The organism is Flavobacterium qiangtangense, assembly GCF_042658345.1.
Taxonomy (GTDB): domain Bacteria; phylum Bacteroidota; class Bacteroidia; order Flavobacteriales; family Flavobacteriaceae; genus Flavobacterium; species Flavobacterium qiangtangense.
In genome coordinates this window covers 276777-299306 of record NZ_JBHSQB010000007.1, presented here as the reverse complement: position 1 = coordinate 299306, position 22530 = coordinate 276777, and the positions used below count along the sequence as shown (strand labels likewise).

Here is a 22530-nt window from a genome sequence, read left to right as displayed (position 1 = left end):
GATATTTAGAAAAACCTCCTTCGGGAGGTTTTTTTTGCTTACTTCATAAAACCTCCTTTAAAATTTAGTCAGATTTTTTTTAAATTGTTCTATAAGAAGTTATTAATTGATTGTAAAGCTAATGTTGTTAACGAATTGGTAATATAATGGTTAAATATATCACAACAAGAATTTCTATATTTGTACCGAATTTTTAAAGCAGAACTATGAAAAACACATTACACTTTACTTTTTTACGGACGTTGATGATTTTAGCGTTTGGTTTATTTTTTAATGGAGCTTGGGGGCAAGCATCTGAAAACTTCTCGAATATTCCTGCTTCAGCATCTGGCTATGCCAATAGATCTTGGACAGGGACAGATAATGTTACATGGACGGCTACTCTGGCAAGAACTGATCAAACATTGAATGGGAAAGCGATTTGTACTAATGGTTCTGGAAGTGTTTCATCTCCAGTTTATGCGAATGGTATGGGTTTATTGCAGTTTAACTATGTGCGAGCTTTTACAGGGACTTCCAATAGATCAATTGAAGTTTATGTGAATGATGTGAAAATTGGAACGACTATTTCCGTAGTAAGTAATAATAGTACTGTTCAAGCATATTCAGCTGTAATTAATCAAGCAGGTAATGTGAGATTAGAACTGAGAACCGCTGGAGGGCAAATTAATATCGATGACATATCTTGGACAGCTTTTTCTGCTACAACTCCAACTCTAAATGCAAGTGTAACGGAAATTCCATCTTTCGGTGAAATCCCAACAAATAGCTCGTCAACGTCTACATCGTTTTCTGTTTCGGGATCTAATTTGTCTAGTTCAATTTTAGTTAATGCACCAGAAAATTTTGAAGTAAGTTCGAATCAGACTTCTTGGGAAAGTTCGGTTACTTTACCAAATAATACAACTCTAACAAATGTACCAGTCTATGTAAGATTTCATCCTCTTTCGACAGGCCTAAAATCAGGAAATATTACATTTTCAGGAGGAGGCGTTACTTCGTATCCAACTGTTGCAGTCTCAGGTACGGGCTTCCAGGTTTTTCCAGAACCCTCAAATCACGTTTCAAACTTAATAGCGATAGCAAATAGTCATACACAAATTACAGCAACTTGGAACGACGCGACAGGAACAAATTTACCATCGGGTTATTTATTGTTAATAAACCAAACAGGAACTTTCACGTCTCCGGTTGATGGAACTGACGTACCAGAAGATGCAAATTTAAGTGATGGTTCTGGTGTTTTTAAAATAGCGCAAGGAATTCAAACAAAATTAATCACTGGTCTTAATCCTTCTACAACTTACCATTTTGCTATTTATTCGTATTCAAATTCAGGAACATCGATTAATTATAAAACAGATGGACTCGTTCCAAATGCAACGGCAACTACGTTAGTGGCGCCAGCAGTTTGTGGAACTGAAGATTTTTCAAATTCAAATCTTACAGGATCTTATGGCGATGGAAACTTTGTAGGGAATAATGGTGTTGTATGGACTTATCTGGCTTCGCGAGACGAAAACGCCGACGATAATGGTTCAGGAATACAAGGGAAAGCCATCATGTTAAGAAGGGCCTCGGATAATAGTAAAATTACCTCAAGCACTATTTCTAGCGGTATCGGAAGTTTTTCAGTGAAACTTTATAAAGGGTTCACTTCCCAAGCTGACAGACAAGTTGAATTATTTGTGAACGGCGTTTCAAAAGGTCAGTCAATTGCCTTTCAAAATACTGAAGAACATATTTTTACCGTTGAAAATATTAATATTGCTGGAAATGTTGTAATTGAAGTAAGAAATATTACTGGGAATCAGGTTATTTTAGATGATATTACTTGGACGTGTTATGGAAGTGCAACTTCAACAACATGGAACGGTTTAACTTGGTCGAATGGAGTTCCAACATCGTCTCTTGACGCGACAATTGCTGGAGATTATTCAACAGCGTCAACAGCTCAAGGAGCTTTTACTGCAAAATCGCTTACCATTAACTCCGGAATTTTTACAATTGCTTCTGGAACAACCGTTACTGTTGAAGGAATTGTCAATAATACACAAGCAGATAGTAACTTGATAGTAAAAACCGGCGGAAATCTTATTCAAACTACAGCAGTTGCAAATACTGGAGCAATTACAGTTGAAAGAAATTCTGCACCGATCGTTCGTTTAGATCACACACTTTGGTCTTCTCCTGTAGTGGCTCAAAATTTATACGCTTTTTCTCCAAACACATTGACAAATCGTTTTTATGTGTACAATACGCCAACAGATACTTATGTAACAACAGGTATTTCTGCAACTTCAACATTCGTTCCTGGAAAAGGTTTTGGGGTTCGTGCTCCAAATAATCACCCAACAACTGCAACGCAATGGTTGGGAACTTTTAAAGGAATTCCAAATAATGGAGAAGTTACATTCGCAGCTTCAACTGCGGGAACTGGTTTCAATTTGGTTGGAAATCCATACCCATCAGCAATCAGCGGAACTGCATTTATCAACGCGAATCCATCACTTAACGGAACTTTGTACTTTTATGCACATAGCTTATCGATGGATGCACAAGGTGTTTTTCCACAAGGAACAAATTATGCTACTTGGAATTTAACTGGAAGTACTATGGCAACAGGTTCTACAGTCGCGCCAAATGGAACAATTCAAGTTGGTCAAGGTTTTATCGTAAAAGCAACAAGCGCAGGAGATGTGACTTTTACAAATGCGATGAGAACTGCAGATACAGACAATCAATTTTTTAGAACAGCAAGTCAATTTACAGCTAATTCAGAAGTTGAAAAACACAGACTTTGGTTGAATTTAACAAATCCAGAAGGAACGGCTTTCAATCAAATCTTAATTGGATATGTGGCTGGAGCTACAGAAGGTTTTGATAGAGGATTTGATGGATTGTCTTTTGGTAACACCGGAAGTTTTCTTTCAACAAAAATAAACGAAGCTGATTATGCAATTCAAGCAAGATCATTACCGTTTCAATCTTCTGATGTTGTGCCGGTATCATTTACTGCTACAACTGCAGGAAGTTATACAATCTCGCTTTCAAATATGGACGGATTATTTTCTGGTGACCAAACTGTTTTCTTAAAAGACAATGCTACAAATACATTGAATGATTTGAAATCAGGTTCATACACTTTTAGCACAACGCAAGGAACTTTCAATAACAGGTTTGAGGTAGTTTACCAAACTGCACTTTCAACGCCGCAATCTGATTTCACAGCAAATTCAGTTGTTGCTTTCAAGAGATCTAATGTGTTGAATGTTGAAACTAAAAACTTTGAAATGGCTTCGTTAAAAGCATACGACGTTCAAGGAAGATTGGTTTATTCTAAATCGGGAATCAATGCATCAACAGTGCAATTATCAGATTTACAAGTTCAAAATGGAGTATTATTATTGCAGGTTACTTCGACAGAAGGTACTGTTGCAACAATCAAAGTAATTTACTAAAAATATGAAAAAGTTTATAACAAAAAACAGTTTAGTGATATTAGCATTATTAATGAGTTCGGCATCTTTTGCCCAAGGTGATTTTGGAGATCCTAGTGATGTAGATCCGCTTGATACACCAGTTGCACCAATTGGAGATTACATTTGGGTAGTTGCCGTTATCGGAATCATGTACGTTTTTTATAAATTAAATAATCGCAAGAAATTGGCCTAGCTAATTAATTTAAATGTCAAGATAAAAAAAGCTGTATTTTAACAATACGGCTTTTTTTGTTGTATAGACATGGGTAATGTTGTAATTATTTAATTAAATATTGATGGTAAAATACATATATTTTACACCATTCGTCGTTTTAGTTTGTATTTAATCGAGATTTAATTAAAATTCAATTAATTGTATGTTAAACAAGTTAAATTGGTTGATAAAATTAAAATCCATTTTTATGACGAATTATTACAAATTAAAAGATTGCTGCAATCCGCAGAGTTTTATTTGGGAAAAGCGGAGACTTTCCCGTCAAAAGAGTCTAAATATCACGGTGAAGCATCTTTGTACAGCTTTGTTTTTTATTTTAGGAATGACAGCAGGAAGTGCCCAGGTGACAATTGGGACAGGAACAGCTTCAAGTGTAAATATTCCTATTAATAGTAATTATGGGTCTAATTATAGCCAACAAATTTTCACAAAGGCTCAGATAAATGCTGCAGGAAACATTACCTCAATTACATTTATAGCAAATACTTCAATTGCAGCTGGAAATTTCGCTACTAGTAAAGACTGGGTAGTTTATATGGGGCATACCACAAAAACGCAGTTTGCGTCTACGACAGACTGGGTCCCGCTATCAGGTCTTACGGAAGTATTTAACGGCGTAGTTTCATATCCGGCTACGGTTCCTGGAAACGTTACAATAACTTTTACAACTCCGTTTCCTTACAATAATACAGACAATCTTGTAGTGGCGATTGATGAAAATACTGCCGGTTTTGGAACTGAAGTTTCGTGGAGAAGCACAACATATACAGGGTCCAATAGAGGGATATATTATAGAAGCGACTCCGTTAATCCAAATCCAGCATCGCCACCGACGGCTTCAGGAACCAGTACGACAATACCAAATGTGGTTTTAGGTGGTATCACTCCATCTTGTTTTCCTGCAAGCGCAGTTACTGGCGTAGTTGCATCCGCAACATCCGCAAACCTTTCTTGGACGGCTCCAACAACCGCTCCAGCTTCTGGTTACCAATGGGAAGTTCGTTCATCAGCAGCAGCAGGAAGTGGAGCCACTGGACTAGCGAGCAGTGGAACAACTGGAGCTGGAATCGTTACTGCAACCTCGTCAACTTTAACACCAAATACAACATATACTCTTTATGTTCGATCAGATTGCGGTGCAGGCGATTTTAGTACTTGGGCACAGTCTTCAACATTTATTACGCCTTTGTCTTGCTTTCCTGCAACAGCTTTAAGCGGAACGGCTACATCTCCAACATCTGCAAATCTATCTTGGACGGCACCAACCACTGCGCCTTCAACAGGCTATCAATGGGAGGTACGTACAACCGGAGCCGGTGGAAGCGGCGCAACAGGACTTGTTGACAGCGGAGCGACAGTAGCAGGAGTATTAACGGCAGCCACATCATTGTTGGCGGTAAATACAACTTATCGTTTATATGTGCGCTCTGACTGCGGTGCAGGCGACTTTAGTACTTGGGTGCAGTCATCAACATTTACAACTCCATTATCATGTTTTCCCGTGACGGCAGTAAATGCAAATGCTACCTCTACAACTTCTGCTAACTTATCTTGGACTGCACCCACAACTGCACCTTCTACAGGCTATCAATGGGAAGTACGTACATCGGGAGTTGGTGGGAGTGGAGCAACAGGGTTAATAGATAGTGGATCGACAGCTACTGGAGTTACATCGGTAACAAGTTCTGTGCTAACTGCAAATACTGCATATACCTTATATGTTAGATCTAATTGTGGTGCTGGGGATTTCAGTACTTGGACAGCAACCTCTTCAACGTTTACGACACCATGTAATGCTGTAACGTCGTTCCCTTGGTTAGAGGGTTTTGAAGCTACTTCAACGACAGTTGGATGTTTCAGAATAATAAACGCAAACTCTGATAGCTATAATTGGTCTATTAATACAACAGCAGCATATTCAAGAACAGGGTCGCGATCAGCTCAAATGTATACTGACGGAGCTTTGTCAAATAATGATTATATAATTACGCCTCAATTAGCTTTGGGTTCTGAAGTAAAAAGACTAAAATTTTGGGTGCGGGCGCGTAGTGCCGGTGAACCAGATGAGATTTCAATTAGAATTTCAACAACTGGCGCAAATCTAGCCGATTTTAGTACTGTAGTTATGCCATCGGTTGCTGTGAATTCTACAACATATCAAGAGCTTTTAGTAGATTTGTCTGCTTACGTAGGCACAAACGTTTACATTGCATTTGTCAGAAATGCCGCTCCAGCAAACGGTTGGTATCTGTATGTTGATGATGTTACTGTCGAAAATATACCAGCAGACTTGCCAGATTTGGTAGCGCTAACTTCGCCAGCAACAAGTTCTGTTGAGGTGGGTTCAAGTATGGTTGTAAATGCGCAAGTATTTGAAGCGGGTTTAACTGATGTTGAGCCAGGACTTTCAGGTCAAGCCGCCGGGATCATCGGAGCAATTGGAATCAGTCCAATAGGCTTAAATACAAATCCAAATACTTGGACAACTTGGATACCAGCGACTTATGATGCGTTGGTTACTGGGGCGAATGACGGTTATAAAGCAACAATTGGAGCTACGTTAGCTCCAGGAACTTACTATTATGCTCCTAGATTTTCATTAAATGGAGGGGTTTATGCCTATGGTGGAATCAATTCATCAAACGTAGGAGGTAATTGGGACGGAACAACTTTTAATAGTGGCGTTTTAACGATAAATCCAATTATAAATGATGAATGTGCAGGAGCAATAGACTTAACTTTAGGAACTCAGCTAACTACAACTAATGTCAATGCAACAAAATCTCCTGAAGCAATTCCAACTTGTGCAATCTTAGGTACTACAACATTTGCTGTTGGAGGGAAAGATGTTTGGTATCGAGTTACAGTTCCGGCCAATGTTACCCGTTTAGATATTGAAACTAATAATAATTCTGACACGGCACTTTCTGATACAGGAATTGAAGCTTACAGAGGCGCATGTGGATCATTAGTATATATTGAATGTGATGATGATGACTCTAATGATGGTAATTTTTCGCTTTTGAACTTGACAGGTCTTACTTCTGGAGAGATGATATATATTAGAGTATGGGGGTACAATGCCTCTAGTGGAACATTTAAGGTTAAAGCTTCGGTACCAGCTTGTGGTGTAGAAACAAAATGGGACGGAATGGCTTGGTCTAATGGTGTTCCAGTCGCGGGTATCAGGGCTGTTATTGCAGGGAACTATAGCGGTGCTGGTTTTACAGCTTGTGCGCTTGACATAACTGGAACTTCTCAAGTAGTTTTTACAGCTGGTAACAATTTGACTTTAAATGGTTTGATGAACGTAGCTTCTACAGCTTCAGTTACATTAGAAAGTAATGCGAATTTGGTTCAAACTGTTAATGGTTCAAATACTGGAAATATTACTGTAAAGAGAGAATCAGCACAATTGGTTCGTTTAGATCACACACTTTGGTCTTCTCCAGTTACCGGGCAAAAACTGTTCGCTTTCTCTCCAAATACTTTGACAAATCGTTTTTATGCTTACAATACTCCGACGGATACTTACAGCAACAGCGGTTTAACAGCAACAACAGATTTTATAGTTGCTAAAGGTTATGGAATTCGTGCTGCAAATGATCACCCAGAAACGCCAGCAACTTGGATGGGTTCTTTTACAGGAAATCCAAATAATGGTAACAAATCATTTACTTTAGCTTTGACAGGAACAGGTTTTAACTTGGTTGGAAATCCTTATCCGTCTGTGATTGATGCCGCTGCTTTTGTTGCGGCAAACACCGCTACAATAAATGGAACGCTTTATTTCTATGCGCATACATTGACAATGAGTACAGCTGGAACTTTTCCAGTCGGAACAAATTATGCACTTTGGAATGCGACAGGTCAAACCGCTGCAACTTTAGGAACGTCTGGTGTTCCCGCTTTGGTCCCAAATGGAAAAATTCAAGTTGGGCAAGGTTTCTTGGTTAAAGCTACGGCGGCCGGTTCTGCTAATTTTACAAATGCGATGCGTGAAGCGAGCAACGGAAATCAATTCTTTAGAATGGCTTCTGAAGTGCAATCGACAAATGATGCTGAAAGACATAGATTTTGGTTGAACTTGACAAATACAGAAGGAACAACTTTTAATCAAATGTTGATCGGATATGTATCTGGAGCAACTCAAGAAGTTGACAATCTTTATGACGGTCTTGCCTTTGGAAATGAGGGAAGTGCTTTATCTTCGAGATTGGCAGATGCAGATTATACAATTCAAGGTAGAGCTTTGCCTTTTAATCAAACAGACGTTGTTCCGTTATCATTTAAAGCGATAACACCAGGAAATTACAGTATCTCTCTTGCTGATATGGACGGAGTTTTTGCAGGTGATCAAAATGTTTACATCAGAGATAATTCTAATGGATCGATCAATAATATTAAATTGGCACCGTTCGCATTTACCTCGGAAGCAGGAACTTTTAACAACCGTTTTGATGTGGTTTACCAAACGACTTTGGGAACTCCAGAAAGCACATTTACTGCTAATTCTGTAGTAGCTTACATTAAAAATGCCCAATTGAATATCCAAACAAAAGGAAATTCTATGAAAGCAGTTTCGGTTTATGACGTGAGAGGTCGTTTGTTATTCAAGCAATCTGGAATTAATAATACAGATTTTGTAGCACAAGGTTTGGTGTCTCAAAGTCAAGTTTTGTTGGTTCAAGTAACATCAGAAAATGATGAGGTGGTAACAATTAAAGTAATGTTCTAAAATTTAAGACTATGAAAAAATATATAGCAAAAAGTATCTTAGTTATGACGGCTTTATTGGTCAGCTCCGTAACTTTTGCCCAAGGTGATTTTGGTGATCCTGCTGATACAGATCCGCTTGATGCACCAGTTGCACCAATTGGAGATTACATTTGGGTTCTGGGAGTAATTGGTTTAATTTATGTTTTTTACAAAATGAAAACTAAAATCCCAACAGTAAAATAGTACTTTCTTCATTTTTGCAAAAGAGCCGTATCATTAATTTGATACGGCTCTTTTATTTACAAATTTTAATAAATATTATTCAAATTCTGATGTAAAAAATAATTTTACTGTTGGATATTTATTTTGAGTCATTTGGATCGTAAAGTCAGAATCGGCCAAGAAAACCAATTGTCCATATTTATCGTGAGCCAAAAATTTCTGTTTGATTCTTTTAAATTCCTTAAACTCGTCATTTTTAGCATCGTCTGGTTTTACCCAGCACGCTTTATGAACTGGGAAATTCTCATAAGAACATTTTGCGCCATATTCGTGCTCTAAACGATATTGGATTACTTCATATTGAAGCGCGCCAACAGTTCCAATTACTTTTCTGTTGTTCATTTCTAAAGTAAAAAGCTGTGCCACACCTTCGTCCATCAATTGATCGATTCCTTTGTCAAGCTGTTTGGCTTTCATCGGATCAGCATTATTGATATAACGGAAATGTTCTGGCGAAAAACTCGGAATTCCTTTAAAACTCATCATTTCTCCTTCGGTTAAAGTATCCCCAATCTTGAAATTTCCGGTATCATGAAGACCCACGATGTCGCCTGGATAAGAAATATCCACGATTTCTTTTTTCTCAGCAAAAAACGCATTCGGACTAGAAAATTTTAAATTTTTCTTCTGGCGAACGTGCATGTACGGTTTGTTTCTTTCAAAAGTTCCCGAAACAATTTTCACAAAAGCCAATCTGTCTCTGTGTTTTGGGTCCATATTCGCGTGAATTTTGAACACAAATCCAGATAATTTTTCTTCGTAAGGATCTACCAAGCGGGTTTCAGATTCTTTTGGTCTTGGCGAAGGCGCAATTTGAACGAAACAATCTAAAAGTTCTCTTACTCCAAAATTATTCAAAGCCGAACCAAAGAAAACAGGTTGTAAATCACCTGCCAAATACTCGTCTCTATTAAAAGGAGGATATACTTCGTCAATCAGTTCTAATTCCTCTCGAAGTCTGTCTGCTGGTTTTTGACCAATGATTTTCTCTAATTCTGGATTTTGAACATCAGAAAAAGCGATGGTTTCCTCGATATTTTTTCGGCTGTCTCCGCTAAAAAGGTTGATATTTTTCTCCCAAAGATTATAAATTCCTTGAAAATCATACCCCATTCCAATCGGGAAACTTAACGGAGTTACTCTTAATCCTAATTTTTGCTCCACTTCATCCATCAAATCAAAGGCATCTTTTCCTTCTCTATCTAATTTATTGATGAAAACAATCATCGGAATGTTTCGCATACGGCAAACGGCAACTAATTTCTCAGTTTGCTCCTCGACACCTTTTGCCACGTCAATGACCACGATAACACTGTCAACAGCCGTTAAAGTTCGGTAAGTATCTTCAGCAAAATCCTTGTGTCCTGGCGTATCCAGAATGTTGATTTTTTTATCTTGGTAATTAAAAGCTAAAACCGAAGTGGAAACCGAGATTCCTCTTTGGCGCTCAATTTCCATAAAATCGGAAGTTGCTCCTTTTTTAATTTTATTGTTTTTAACCGCTCCGGCTTCTTGAATCGCGCCTCCAAACAAAAGTAATTTTTCTGTCAGCGTTGTTTTTCCGGCATCGGGATGGGAAATAATCCCAAAAGTCCTTCTTCTTTCTATTTCTTTTTGAAAACTCATATCCTGTGTAAAATGGATTGCAAAAATACTATTTCTTATGCAAATAACCATCGTATAATAATAAGAGAAAAATAGAGTTATCTTTTTTGGCAAGAACACCAATGGAATCAACGAAAATACCTTTAATTATTTGTTAATAAATTTTTGTTAATAGTAAGGGCACTACTTGTTTAATGCGATTGAATTGTTACTTTTGTTGATTGCAACCTATGCGTATTAATTAATTTTCCAACTTATAGAATTTACATAATGAATTTAAAACAATTGTTCTTCGGAATACTGCTTTCTGTGAATTTTGCCGGCTATTCTCAAAATGCCAACAAGGAAGTTTTATTTACAATTGATGACAAACCTTATTATACAGATGAATTTAAAAGGGTTTACAATAAAAATATAGATTTAGTAAAAGACGAATCCCAAAAAGATTTAGATCAATACTTAGATTTATTTGTGGGCTACAAGCTAAAAATTAATAAAGCAAATAAATTAGGTTTACAAGAAGGCCTCGCTTACCAAGCGGAGCTAAAATCGTACAGAAATCAGCTTTCAAAAAACTATCTTACTGATTCAAAAGTCACTAAAGAGCTTGTGGATGAGGCTTATAACAGATCTCTTAAAGAAGTAAAAGCATCTCATATTTTAATATTGGTTGCTGAAAATGCTAGTCCTGCAGATACTTTAAAAGCATATAAAAAAGCAGTTGAGGTTAGAGAAAAGGCTTTAAAAGGAGAAGATTTTGGTCAATTGGCAATTCAATATTCGGAAGATCCTTCGGCAAAAGAAAATAAAGGAGAATTGGGCTATTTTTCTGCATTTAGAATGGTTTACCCTTTTGAAAGTGCTGCTTTTTCTACAAAAAAAGGTCAAATTTCTAAAATTGCAAAAACGCGTTTTGGGTATCATATTATTAAGGTAGAAGATATTCGTGACAATAGAGGCGAGGTTACTGTGGCGCACATCATGATTTTAAAACCACAATCTCAAACGCCAGAGGAACTGCAAGCTGCAAAAAATACAATTCAAGATATTTATAAAAAATTACAGCAAGGTGAAAACTTTGAAAGTCTTGCAAAACAGTTTTCTCAAGACAAATCATCTGCTCCAAAAGGTGGCGTTATAAACCGTTTTGGTTCGGGACAATTAAGTTCTGAAGAATTTGAAAACGCTGCTTTTTCATTGGCAAAGCCAAATGATATTTCGGCTCCGGTTGAAAGTAATTTTGGATGGCACATCATAAAATTGGTCGAAAAACATCAAGTGGAACCAATTGAAAACATGACTGCTGAACTGGAAGACAAAATCAGAAAAGACGAGCGTTCTCGATTGATCACAAATTCTTTGACTGAAAAACTTCGTAAAAAATATTCAGTAAAACGAAATGATAAAATGTATGCTTCGGTTGCAAAAACAGTTTCTGATAAATACTATTTTGGAGAATGGAAATTGCCAGAAGATGCAAAACCATACGAAGGAAACTTGGTTACAATCGAAAAAAACGTAGTTTCTGGAAACGACTTTTTGAACTATCTGAATGCACAACAACGCGCTGAAAATACGGTAAAACCAATTGGTAAATTAGTCGAAAAACAATACCAAGAGTTTGTTGATTACAAATTAAATGAAATGTACAACGCAAATCTTGAAGCAGAATTCCCTGAGTTTTCTGCTGTGATGGACGAATATCGCGATGGATTGTTGTTGTTTGATTTAATGGAAAAAGAAATTTGGGAAAAAGCCAAAACAGATACAATCGGTTTGCAAAAATTCTATGTAGATCACAAAAATAACTACACTTGGGGAAACAGGGTTGATGCGGTAATCTTGTCATCTACAAATAAAGATTTTGCCAAAAAAGCGCAAAAACTTTTAAAGAAAGGAAAAACCGCAGACGAAATCAAAACTGAATTTAATGTAGGTGAAAAAGTAAACGTGATGTCAAATGCAGGAGTTTTTGATGAAAACAGTGACGCATTGCCAAAAGAATCGAGAAAAAAAGAAGGTGTTTCTGATGTGATTTCTGACGGAGAATATTTTTATGTCGTTAAGATTAACAAATTGCTTCCGGCTGGAATAAAAACACTTGACGAAGCGCGCGGAAAAGTGGTTAATGATTACCAGCAATATTTAGAAGAAAAATGGGTTGGCGATTTAAAGCAAGAATTTAAAGTTTCTGTCAACAAACCAGTTTTTGAAAAAGTAAAAAAAGAGATTAAGCCTTGATGAAAAAAGTTGCAGTCCTTTTTCTGGCGATGGTTTTGGCTTCCTGTAATTTTTTTACACCCGAAGCAAAACCGCAATCTATCGCGAGAGTAAATGACTCTTATCTTTTTAAAGAAGATATTAAAGACTTGGTTCCGAGTGGAACTTCAAAGGAAGACAGCACGATTATTGTCAGAAATTTTATTGACAGATGGGCGTCGCAAAAACTCTTGATGAAAGCGGCAGAAATGAACTTGAGCGAAGAAAGACAAGAAGATTATAACAAGTTAATTCGCCAGTATAAAATTGATTTATATACCAGCGGTTACATCGAAGAAGTAGTAAAAACGACCGTTGATACATTGATTTCGGAACAAGAATTAAAAGCTTACTACGATCAAAATAAGGAAAATTTTAAAACAGATGGAACTTTAGTAAAACTGAGATACATTCATCTGACGAAAGATCATCCGAAATTTCAGACCATAAAAAGCAAATTTTTTGATTATAGAAAATCAGATAAAAAGTTTTGGGATACTTACGGATTACAACTTAAAAGTTTTGTTTTAAACGATTCAGTTTGGGTTGAAATGAACCAAGTTTACAAGAAATTGCCGTTCATAAATCCAGATAATCGAGGTAATTATATTGCAACAGGAAAATCAATTGAAAAAGACGATTCACTGAATGTTTATCTGGTTAAAGTAAAAAATGTATTGGATAAAAATCAGGTAAGTCCTTATGAATATTTAAAGCCGACTTTACGCCAGGTTATTTTGAATAATAGAAAATTAGAATTAATAAAGAAATTTGAAAAAGAGATTACCGATGATGCCATTAAAAATAAAAAATATGAAATCTATAATTAAGAAAGCCTTTTTAATTTTTGGCTTTGCTGCTGTTTTAAACACAGTGAATGCCCAAGAAATTATTCAGGAAGATACCGTGAAAACTGTAAAGCCAAAGATTACAGGAAAAAGACAAAAAATCGATGGCGTGATTGCGGTAGTTGGAGATTATGTGGTTTTAGATTCTGATATTGATATTGCATTAATCGAAATATCAAGCCAAGGAAATTCGGTTGAAGGAATTACAAGATGCCAACTTTTGGGTAAATTATTAGAGGACAAATTATATGCGCACCAAGCTATTCAAGATAGTATTGTTGTCAAGGATTCTGAAGTTAATAATATGATGGCAGAAAGAATTGACGCTTTGGTTGAAAGAGCTGGATCAATGGATAAACTGTTGAAATATTACAACAAACCAAACGAGGAAGAATTTAAAACTTACTTCTTCGATATTTTGAAAATGGGTAAGCTGACTAGTGAAATGAGAAACAAAATCATTGAAGATGTTGAGGTAAATCCAGAAGAAGTAAGAACTTTTTTCAAGAAATTTAATAAAGAAGAGTTACCGCAATTTGGTGCTGAAGTTGAAGTTTCACAAATCGTGATTAAGCCAGAAGTTACTGCAGAAGAGTTGCAAAAAGTAAAAGACAAGCTTAATGAATTTAAAAAGGATGTACTTGCTGGCAACGGAAGTTTTTTCTCAAAAGCAGTTTTATATTCTAAAGATGAAGGTACAAAATCAAATGGCGGATTCATGCGTGTAAGCAGAAAATCACCTTTGGTAAAAGAGTTTAAAGAGCGTGCTTTTAGCTTGGATGAAGGCGAAATTTCAGAGCCTTTTGAAACGGAATATGGCTGGCATATTATTTTGGTAGAAAAAATTCGTGGTCAAGATGTGGATTTAAGACATATTCTTTTAATTCCAAAAATCTCAGATATTGCTTTGCAAGAAGCAAAAGATGAAGCAATTGGCGTTAGAAATAAAATTATAAACGGAGATATTTCTTTTGCAGATGCTGCGAGAAATTCTTCAGATGAAAAAGAAACTAGAGCAAACGGTGGAGCTTTGACGAATCCTCAAACTCTTGATCCTCGATTTGAATTAACAAAAATGGATCCGACTCTTTATAATGAAGTTTCAGAAATGCAACAAGGTCAGGTTTCGCAACCAATCATGGACGAAGACAGATTAGGCAGAAAATCGTATAAATTATTGACTGTTACAAAACGTTATGAGGCGCACACGGCAGATTATGCGTTAGATTATATAAAAATCAAGGAACTTGCGCTTAGAGAAAAACAAATTGAAAAAATAGGTAAGTGGACTGATGAAAAAATCAAGGAAACTTACATCAAAATCAATGGAGAATATAGAAATTGTGTTTTTGTAAACAATTGGCTTCAAAAATAATTTCATTTTAATTTCATCTAATTGTTTCTAAACTAAAAATAACGATCTAAAATGTCAGACGTAGCCGCTATACAGAATTTGGTTCAAAAGAGATTAGAACTAAAAAAAGAAATTTCTAAAATCATTATTGGCCAAGAAGTTGTTGTTGATCAAATACTTTTAAGCATTTTTTCTGGCGGACATGCTTTGCTTGTCGGCGTTCCAGGATTGGCAAAAACGTTGATGGTGAATACGATTTCTCAAGCACTTGGTTTGGATTTTAAAAGAATTCAGTTTACGCCAGATTTAATGCCTTCGGATATTTTGGGAAGTGAAATTTTAGATGAAAATCGCCAGTTTAAATTTATAAAAGGGCCAATTTTTTCTAACATAATTCTTGCTGATGAGATCAATCGAACACCTCCAAAAACACAAGCAGCTTTATTAGAAGCGATGCAAGAAAGAGCGGTGACAATTGCCGGCCAGCATTACAAATTATCGTTGCCTTATTTTGTTTTGGCAACACAAAATCCAATTGAGCAGGAAGGAACTTATCCTTTGCCAGAAGCACAATTGGATCGTTTTATGTTTGCTATAAAATTAGATTACCCAACATTTGCAGAGGAAGTTCAAGTGGTAAAAAGCACGACTTCAGATTTTACAAATAAAATAAATCCGTTGTTTACTGCGCAGGAAATTATAGATTTTCAGCATTTGATTCGCAGGATTCCGGTGGCTGATAATGTAATCGAATATGCGGTAACTTTGGTTAGCAAAACGCGTCCAAATAATGCTTTGTCAAATGATTTTATAAAAAATTATTTAGATTGGGGAGCCGGACCAAGAGCTTCGCAAAATTTGATTTTAGCGGCAAAAGCAAATGCGGCTTTTAACGGAAAATTTTCTCCAGATATTGAAGATGTAAAAGCCGTTGCTACAGGAATTCTTCGTCATAGAATTATCAAAAATTATAAAGCCGACGCCGAAGGAATCACAGAAGAAATGATTATTCAGAAATTGCTTTAAAATATCAACATTGGATTTTATATATTTGATGAAAATAGAAAATCCTTGATTCAAGATATACTTAAAAATCCAAAACGAATTTTTGGTTTAGATATAATGCGAGCCACAGCCATTTTAATGGTTTTGAGTTCGCATTCTCTTTGGATATATCCTGAAAGCAATTCTTTTTTGGTTCAAGTATTAAAATTATTCGGGTTTTTAGGTGTCGAAATCTTTTTCGTTTTAAGCGGATTTTTAATAGGTAAGATTCTATATGACAAATTTGTAACCGACGATTTTTCTCTAAAGGAAGTAATTGTCTTCTTAAAACGAAGATGGTTTCGAACATTGCCAAATTATTATTTAATACTGATAATCAATATTCTGATAGCTTTGGTAATCGGATATAATACCAACGGATTTTGGAAATATTTCTTTTTTCTACAAAATTTTTCAGATCTGCTTCCGCGTTTTTTTAATGAATCTTGGAGTCTTTCTGTTGAAGAATGGACTTATTTGTCGTTGCCAATTTTACTTTTTCTTTTAACAAAAGTCAGGAATGTCCAAAAGAAATATTTGTTTTTATTCTTAACGGTTTTCTTAATTTTTTTATTCCAAACCAATAAGATCATCCACCATTTTACCACTGAAAATTCAACAATTTTAGCATGGAATTATGGGCTGAAATCAGTTGTTATTTATAGAGTTGATGCAATAATATTCGGTGTTTTAGCAAGATGGATTTACATTAATTACTTAGAGCAATGTAAAAAGTATAAATTTCATTTGGCATTTTTAGGCGTCTTATTCATGTCAGTTCTTTATTTCGGGCAATCGTTTTTCGTAAAGTCTGATGCAGATCACATTTTATTTTATACCGTTTTTCTCCTTCCGTTAAATTCAATGTCGTTGTGCCTCTTTTTCCCTTTTTTGTATGATTTTAATTTTAAAAATTCGATTCTAACAAAGATAATTACCTACATAAGTTTGATTTCTTATTCACTATATTTAGTTCATTACGGAATAGTTTTGCAACTGATGAAATTTTATTTTCCTACGGAGAAATATGCAACAAACGAATTACATATTTACACAATCATTTTTTTGGTCATCACTTTTTCGATTAGCTCGCTACTTTATTTCTTTTATGAAAAACCATTGACAGATTTGAGAGACTTTTCTCGGAAGCAAAAAATCTAGCGTTTTTCAGTTTTACCGAGGAAATCAGCTAATTTAGAAGCATTCTTAATTCGATTTCTATCGTTTTCGTCTCAATCGAATTCCGAATTTGACAATAAAACTTTTTTAAATTAACAAAATCGGAAAAATTTCACCCCTTTTTAATTATAATTTAATTATAATCATTAAAATTAAGATTTTAGAAATAATAATCTTTCAAAACACGCCATTTCTTAAAAATATTTAATATATTAAGGGAAATGCGTAAATTTGCCTCAAACAAATAAACAAAACTAAAAGCACAATTTTAAAATCTTCGATGATTAAAAAAGCCTGTGTTTTTCAAAAGACTCCTATAATTTAACTATGAACATTTATAACGATTACCTCAAAGAAATTGAAGAGCGTAAAGAACAAGGGCTTCACCCAAAGCCAATTGACGGCGCTGAGTTACTAAGCGAAATTATTTTTCAAATCAAGGACTCAAATAATGCTCACAGAGCAGAATCACTTAACTTTTTTAAATACAATACTTTACCGGGAACAACAAGTGCGGCAACCGTAAAATCTAGATTTCTAAAAGAAATTATTCTTGGCGAATCACTAGTTGAAGAAATAACTCCAGCTTTTGCCTTTGAATTATTATCTCATATGAAAGGCGGCCCTTCAATTGAGGTGCTTTTAGATTTAGCTCTAGGAGAAAATACTACAATTGCAAGACAGGCTTCGGAGGTTTTAAAAACACAAGTTTTCCTTTATGATGCTGATATTGATCGTTTAAAAGAAGCGTATAAAAACGAAAACGAATTTGCGAAAGAAATTCTTGTAAGCTACGCTAAAGCGGAATTTTTTACAAAGCTTCCAGAAGTTCCAGAAGAAATTAAAGTTGTAACTTTTATCGCCGGAATCGGAGATATTTCTACAGATTTACTTTCTCCAGGAAACCAAGCGCACTCACGTTCTGATCGTGAACTTCACGGACAATGTATGATCACGCCGCAAGCCCAATCTGAAATCAGAGGTTTGCAAGCGCAACATCCAGATAAAAGCGTGATGTTGATTGCTGAAAAAGGGACAATGGGAGTTGGTTCTTCAAGAATGTCAGGTGTGAATAACGTGGCGCTTTGGACGGGAAAACAAGCGAGTCCATATATTCCATTCGTAAATATTGCTCCAATTGTGGGTGGTACAAACGGAATTTCGCCAATCTTTCTGACAACAGTCGATGTTACCGGAGGAATTGGTTTAGACCTAAAAAACTGGGTGAAAAAACTTGATGAAAATGGCGAAATTGTTCGCGATGAGAATAATGATCCAATTTTAGAGGAAGCTTATTCTGTTGAAACAGGTACAGTTCTTACAATCAATACAAAAACAAAAAAACTATACAACGGCGACCAAGAATTGATGGACATTTCGAAGGCATTTACACCTCAGAAAATGGAATTCATTAAAGCTGGAGGTTCGTATGCAATTGTATTTGGAAAGAAAATCCAGACCGTTGCGGCTAAAATTTTAGATATCGAACCGGTTCAGGTATTTGCAACTTCAAAAGAAATTTCTATCGAAGGGCAGGGTCTTACGGCGGTTGAAAAAATCTTCAACAAAAACGCTGTTGGAATCGCACCCGGAAAAGTATTGCACGCTGGTTCAGATGTTCGTGTGGAAGTGAATATCGTTGGTTCACAAGATACGACAGGATTGATGACTGCTCAAGAATTAGAGTCGATGGCGGCAACTGTCATTTCTCCAATTGTTGATGGTGCTTACCAATCAGGATGCCACACGGCTTCGGTTTGGGATAAAAAAGCGCAGGCAAATATTCCAAAGTTGATGAAATTCATGAACGATTTTGGCCTAATCACAGCGCGTGATCCAAAAGGTGTTTACCACGCAATGACAGACGTTATTCACAAAGTTTTGAATGATATCACGATTGACGAATGGGCAATTATCATCGGTGGAGATTCACATACAAGAATGTCAAAAGGTGTTGCTTTTGGTGCAGATTCAGGAACTGTTGCGCTTGCATTGGCTACCGGTGAAGCTTCCATGCCAATTCCAGAATCTGTGAAAGTTACTTTTACAGGAGAAATGGCAAGCTATATGGATTTCCGTGATGTTGTTCACGCAACTCAAGCGCAGATGTTGCACGAATTTGGTGGAGAAAATGTATTCCAGGGAAGAATTATCGAGGTGCATTTGGGAACGCTTACTGCTGACCAAGCCTTTACTTTTACGGATTGGACTGCAGAAATGAAGGCAAAAGCTTCTATCTGTATTTCAGAAGACGACACTTTGATTGAATCATTGGAAATTGCAAAAGGCAGAATCCAGATTATGATTAACAAAGGAATGGATAACGAAAAGCAAGTTTTACAAGGATTGATTAATAAAGCAGACAAACGTATCGCTGAAATCAAATCATATGAAAAACCAGCTTTGACTCCAGATGCAAATGCTAAATATTATGCAGAAGTGGTTGTGGATCTTTACCAGATTTCAGAACCAATGATTGCTGATCCAGACGTAAATAACAAAGACGTTTCTAAAAGATATACGCACGATACCATCAGACCATTATCTTTTTATGGAGCTGATAAAAAAGTAGATTTAGGATTCATCGGATCGTGCATGGTACACAAAGGCGATATGAAAATTCTTGCCCAAATGCTTAAAAACGTGGAAGCGCAAACCGGAAAGGTTGAATTTAAAGCACCGCTTGTTGTTGCACCGCCTACTTATAATATTGTAGATGAATTAAAAGCTGAAGGCGATTGGGAAGTTCTTCAAAGATATTCTGGTTTTGAATTTGATGACAATGCTCCAAAAGCTTCGGCTCGAACAGAATACGAAAATATGCTTTATTTAGAGCGTCCGGGTTGTAATCTTTGTATGGGTAACCAAGAAAAGGCTTCAAAAGGAGATACCGTTATGGCAACATCAACACGTCTTTTTCAAGGAAGAGTCGTTGAAGATACCGAAGGTAAAAAAGGAGAATCATTACTTTCTTCAACTCCAGTTGTAGTTCTTTCCACAATTTTAGGTAGAGTTCCAACAATTGAAGAATATAAAGCAGCTGTGGAAGGCATCAACTTGACGAAATTTGTCCCTTCTAACAAATTATTGGCAATATAATAACATAACTTTATAAGAAAGCTTGGGTGATAAACTCAAGCTTTCCTTTTCTAGTAGCTTTATTATTCGTACATTTAGAATAGAATAACAATACAAATATATACACTATGGCTTTTGATATTGAAATGATTAAAAAAGCATACGGTACTATGGCAGAACGTGTTGACAAAGCACGTGAGCTTGTGGGCCGACCGCTTACACTTTCTGAAAAGATTTTATATGCTCACCTTTGGGAGGGAAATCCAACGCAAGCTTTCACAAGAGGAAAGGATTATGTGGACTTCGCTCCAGATAGAGTTGCTTGCCAAGATGCAACGGCTCAAATGGCGCTTTTGCAATTTATGCACGCCGGAAAACCAAAAGTAGCAGTGCCAACAACGGTTCACTGTGACCACTTGATCCAAGCGAAGGTAGATGCTGCAACCGATTTGGCCAGAGCAAAAACACAAAGCAACGAGGTTTTCGATTTCCTTTCTTCGGTTTCTGACAAATACGGAATCGGTTTCTGGGGACCAGGTGCTGGAATTATCCACCAAGTTGTTCTTGAAAATTATGCTTTTCCTGGCGGAATGATGATTGGAACCGATTCTCATACTGTAAATGCTGGTGGTTTAGGAATGCTTGCCATCGGAGTTGGTGGTGCTGATGCAGTTGACGTAATGTCTGGAATGGCTTGGGAATTAAAATTTCCAAAGCTTATAGGAATTAAATTGACAGGAAAATTATCAGGATGGACAGCTCCAAAAGACGTAATCTTAAAAGTTGCCGGAATTCTTACTGTAAAAGGAGGAACTGGTGCTATCGTTGAATATTTCGGGGAAGGCGCAACTTCAATGTCTTGTACAGGAAAAGGAACGATCTGTAATATGGGTGCCGAAATTGGAGCAACAACTTCCACTTTTGGTTATGACGATTCAATGCGTCGTTACTTAAAATCTACAAATAGAGCAGACGTTGCTGAAGCTGCTGACAAAGTTGCGTCGTATTTAACAGGGGATGACGAAGTTTACGCAAATCCAGAGCAATATTTTGACCAAGTTATCGAGATTAATCTTTCTGAATTAGAGCCACATTTGAACGGTCCTTTTACGCCAGATTTGGCTACGCCAATTTCTAAAATGAAAGAAGAAGCTGCAAAAAATAACTGGCCATTGCAAATTCAAGTGGGATTGATCGGTTCTTGTACCAATTCATCTTACGAAGATATTTCTCGCGCGGCTTCGTTGGCAAAACAAGTTTCCGAGAAAAATTTGAAAACGAAAGCACAATTTACAATTACTCCGGGTTCTGAAGTAGTTCGTTATACGATTGAGCGTGATGGTTTTATCGATACTTTTAATAAAATTGGAGCGACAGTTTTTGCCAATGCTTGCGGACCTTGTATCGGAATGTGGGACAGAGAAGGTGCTGAAAAAGAGGAAAGAAATACCATCGTTCACTCATTCAACAGAAATTTCTCAAAACGTGCTGATGGTAACCCAAATACTTTGGCATTCGTTGGTTCTCCTGAATTGGTAACTGCTTTGGCGATTGCCGGCGATTTAGGTTTCAATCCGTTGACTGATAAATTGATCAATGAAGACGGAGAAGAAGTAATGCTTGACGAACCAACAGGAAACGAATTGCCTCCAAAAGGTTTTGACGCGGAAGATCCAGGTTTCCAAGCGCCTTCTGAAGACGGTTCTGGAGTTCAAGTTGTGGTTAGCCCAACTTCTGAAAGACTTCAATTATTGGCTCCTTTTGAACCTTGGGATGGAAAAAATATCACAGGAGCGAAATTGCTGATCAAAGCATTCGGAAAATGTACAACAGATCACATTTCTATGGCTGGACCTTGGTTGCGTTTCCGTGGACATTTAGATAATATTTCAAACAATATGCTTATTGGTGCGATCAACGCGTTTAACCAAAAAGCGAACTCTGTGAAAAACCAATTGACAGGCAAATATGATGCAGTTCCGGCGGTTCAGAGAGAATATAAAACGGCAGGAATTCCGTCTATCGTTGTGGGTGACCACAATTATGGTGAAGGTTCTTCTCGTGAGCATGCAGCAATGGAACCGCGTCACTTGGGTGTAAAAGCAGTTTTGGTAAAATCTTTCGCTCGTATTCACGAAACGAATTTGAAAAAACAAGGATTGTTAGGTTTGACTTTTGCTAACGAAGCCGATTATGATTTAATCCAAGAAGATGACACGATCAACTTCACAGATTTGACAGAATTTGCAGTTGGAAAGCCATTGACTTTAGAATTCGTCCACGCAGATGGAACTAAAGATACAATCCTGGCAAACCACACATATAACGAAGGACAAATTGGCTGGTTCAAAGCCGGTTCAGCGTTGAACTTAATTGCAGCTGCAGGAAACGCATAATTTGATTTCCATATAAATAAAACTCCCGATGAAAGTCGGGAGTTTTTTG

Annotated in this window: 12 protein-coding genes; 11 read left to right on the top strand and 1 reads right to left on the bottom strand. The window is 36.6% G+C overall.

Annotated features, from left to right (window positions below):
- The first annotated feature begins 206 nt into the window (after positions 1–206).
- From ACFPVY_RS09170 to ACFPVY_RS09155, 4 genes are all read left to right on the top strand, one after another.
- Positions 207–3461, top strand: a complete 3255-nt coding sequence (locus ACFPVY_RS09170; protein ID WP_379791681.1) for a T9SS type A sorting domain-containing protein — start codon at positions 207–209, stop codon at positions 3459–3461.
- Between the two features lie 34 nt (positions 3462–3495).
- Complete coding sequence (locus ACFPVY_RS09165) at positions 3496–3675, top strand: hypothetical protein (RefSeq protein ID WP_379791680.1); 180 nt, start codon at positions 3496–3498, stop codon at positions 3673–3675.
- A 229-nt stretch (positions 3676–3904) separates the two neighbouring features.
- Complete coding sequence (locus ACFPVY_RS09160; RefSeq protein ID WP_379791679.1) at positions 3905–8455, top strand: choice-of-anchor J domain-containing protein; 4551 nt, start codon at positions 3905–3907, stop codon at positions 8453–8455.
- Positions 8456–8466: 11 nt separating this feature from the next.
- Entirely contained in the window at positions 8467–8679 is a 213-nt protein-coding gene (locus ACFPVY_RS09155) for a hypothetical protein (protein WP_379791678.1), read from the top strand.
- A 75-nt stretch (positions 8680–8754) separates the two neighbouring features.
- On the opposite strand, the gene ACFPVY_RS09150 is transcribed toward ACFPVY_RS09155, so the two are convergent.
- Positions 8755–10344 carry a peptide chain release factor 3 gene (locus tag ACFPVY_RS09150; protein ID WP_379791677.1) on the bottom strand — a complete coding sequence of 530 codons (1590 nt, stop codon included), beginning with the start codon at positions 10342–10344 and terminating at the stop codon, positions 8755–8757.
- Between the two features lie 249 nt (positions 10345–10593).
- Here ACFPVY_RS09150 and ACFPVY_RS09145 point away from each other — a divergent pair, with 249 nt between their 5' ends.
- The 7 genes from ACFPVY_RS09145 (at position 10594) to ACFPVY_RS09115 (ending at position 22481) form a co-directional block, all read left to right on the top strand.
- On the top strand, positions 10594–12564 hold the full coding sequence (locus ACFPVY_RS09145; RefSeq protein WP_379791676.1) for a peptidylprolyl isomerase: 1971 nt from the start codon (positions 10594–10596) through the stop codon (positions 12562–12564).
- Positions 12564–13412 carry a hypothetical protein gene (locus tag ACFPVY_RS09140; RefSeq protein WP_379791674.1) on the top strand — a complete coding sequence of 283 codons (849 nt, stop codon included), beginning with the start codon at positions 12564–12566 and terminating at the stop codon, positions 13410–13412. Before ACFPVY_RS09145 ends, ACFPVY_RS09140 begins: the two co-directional genes overlap by 1 nt.
- Positions 13375–14805: a peptidylprolyl isomerase gene (locus ACFPVY_RS09135; RefSeq protein WP_379792007.1), complete on the top strand. Its 1431-nt coding sequence runs from the start codon at positions 13375–13377 to the stop codon at positions 14803–14805. The genes ACFPVY_RS09140 and ACFPVY_RS09135 overlap by 38 nt, the downstream gene beginning before the upstream one ends.
- A 51-nt stretch (positions 14806–14856) precedes the next feature.
- Entirely contained in the window at positions 14857–15810 is a 954-nt protein-coding gene (locus ACFPVY_RS09130; RefSeq protein ID WP_379791673.1) for an AAA family ATPase, read from the top strand.
- A 45-nt stretch (positions 15811–15855) separates the two neighbouring features.
- A complete protein-coding gene (locus ACFPVY_RS09125) occupies positions 15856–16989 on the top strand; it encodes an acyltransferase family protein (protein ID WP_379791672.1) in 1134 nt (377 codons plus the stop codon).
- Between the two features lie 345 nt (positions 16990–17334).
- Positions 17335–20106: a bifunctional aconitate hydratase 2/2-methylisocitrate dehydratase gene (locus ACFPVY_RS09120; protein WP_379791671.1), complete on the top strand. Its 2772-nt coding sequence runs from the start codon at positions 17335–17337 to the stop codon at positions 20104–20106.
- 107 nt (positions 20107–20213) lie between these two features.
- The gene (locus tag ACFPVY_RS09115) at positions 20214–22481 is read left to right on the top strand and encodes an aconitate hydratase (protein WP_379791670.1); all 2268 of its coding nucleotides are present in this window, start codon (positions 20214–20216) and stop codon (positions 22479–22481) included.
- The last annotated feature ends 49 nt before the right edge of the window (positions 22482–22530 follow it).

Excerpts from the sequence above, each read along its gene's own strand:
- ACFPVY_RS09170 (WP_379791681.1), top strand. The coding sequence starts at position 207 with ATGAAAAACACATTACACTTTACTTTTTTACGGACGTTGATGATTTTA.
- ACFPVY_RS09160 (WP_379791679.1), top strand. The coding sequence starts at position 3,905 with ATGACGAATTATTACAAATTAAAAGATTGCTGCAATCCGCAGAGTTTT.
- ACFPVY_RS09155 (WP_379791678.1), top strand. The coding sequence starts at position 8,467 with ATGAAAAAATATATAGCAAAAAGTATCTTAGTTATGACGGCTTTATTG.
- ACFPVY_RS09150 (WP_379791677.1), bottom strand. The coding sequence starts at position 10,344 with ATGAGTTTTCAAAAAGAAATAGAAAGAAGAAGGACTTTTGGGATTATT.
- ACFPVY_RS09145 (WP_379791676.1), top strand. The coding sequence starts at position 10,594 with ATGAATTTAAAACAATTGTTCTTCGGAATACTGCTTTCTGTGAATTTT.
- ACFPVY_RS09140 (WP_379791674.1), top strand. The coding sequence starts at position 12,564 with ATGAAAAAAGTTGCAGTCCTTTTTCTGGCGATGGTTTTGGCTTCCTGT.
- ACFPVY_RS09135 (WP_379792007.1), top strand. The coding sequence starts at position 13,375 with ATGCCATTAAAAATAAAAAATATGAAATCTATAATTAAGAAAGCCTTT.
- ACFPVY_RS09130 (WP_379791673.1), top strand. The coding sequence starts at position 14,857 with ATGTCAGACGTAGCCGCTATACAGAATTTGGTTCAAAAGAGATTAGAA.
- ACFPVY_RS09120 (WP_379791671.1), top strand. The coding sequence starts at position 17,335 with ATGAACATTTATAACGATTACCTCAAAGAAATTGAAGAGCGTAAAGAA.
- ACFPVY_RS09115 (WP_379791670.1), top strand. The coding sequence starts at position 20,214 with ATGGCTTTTGATATTGAAATGATTAAAAAAGCATACGGTACTATGGCA.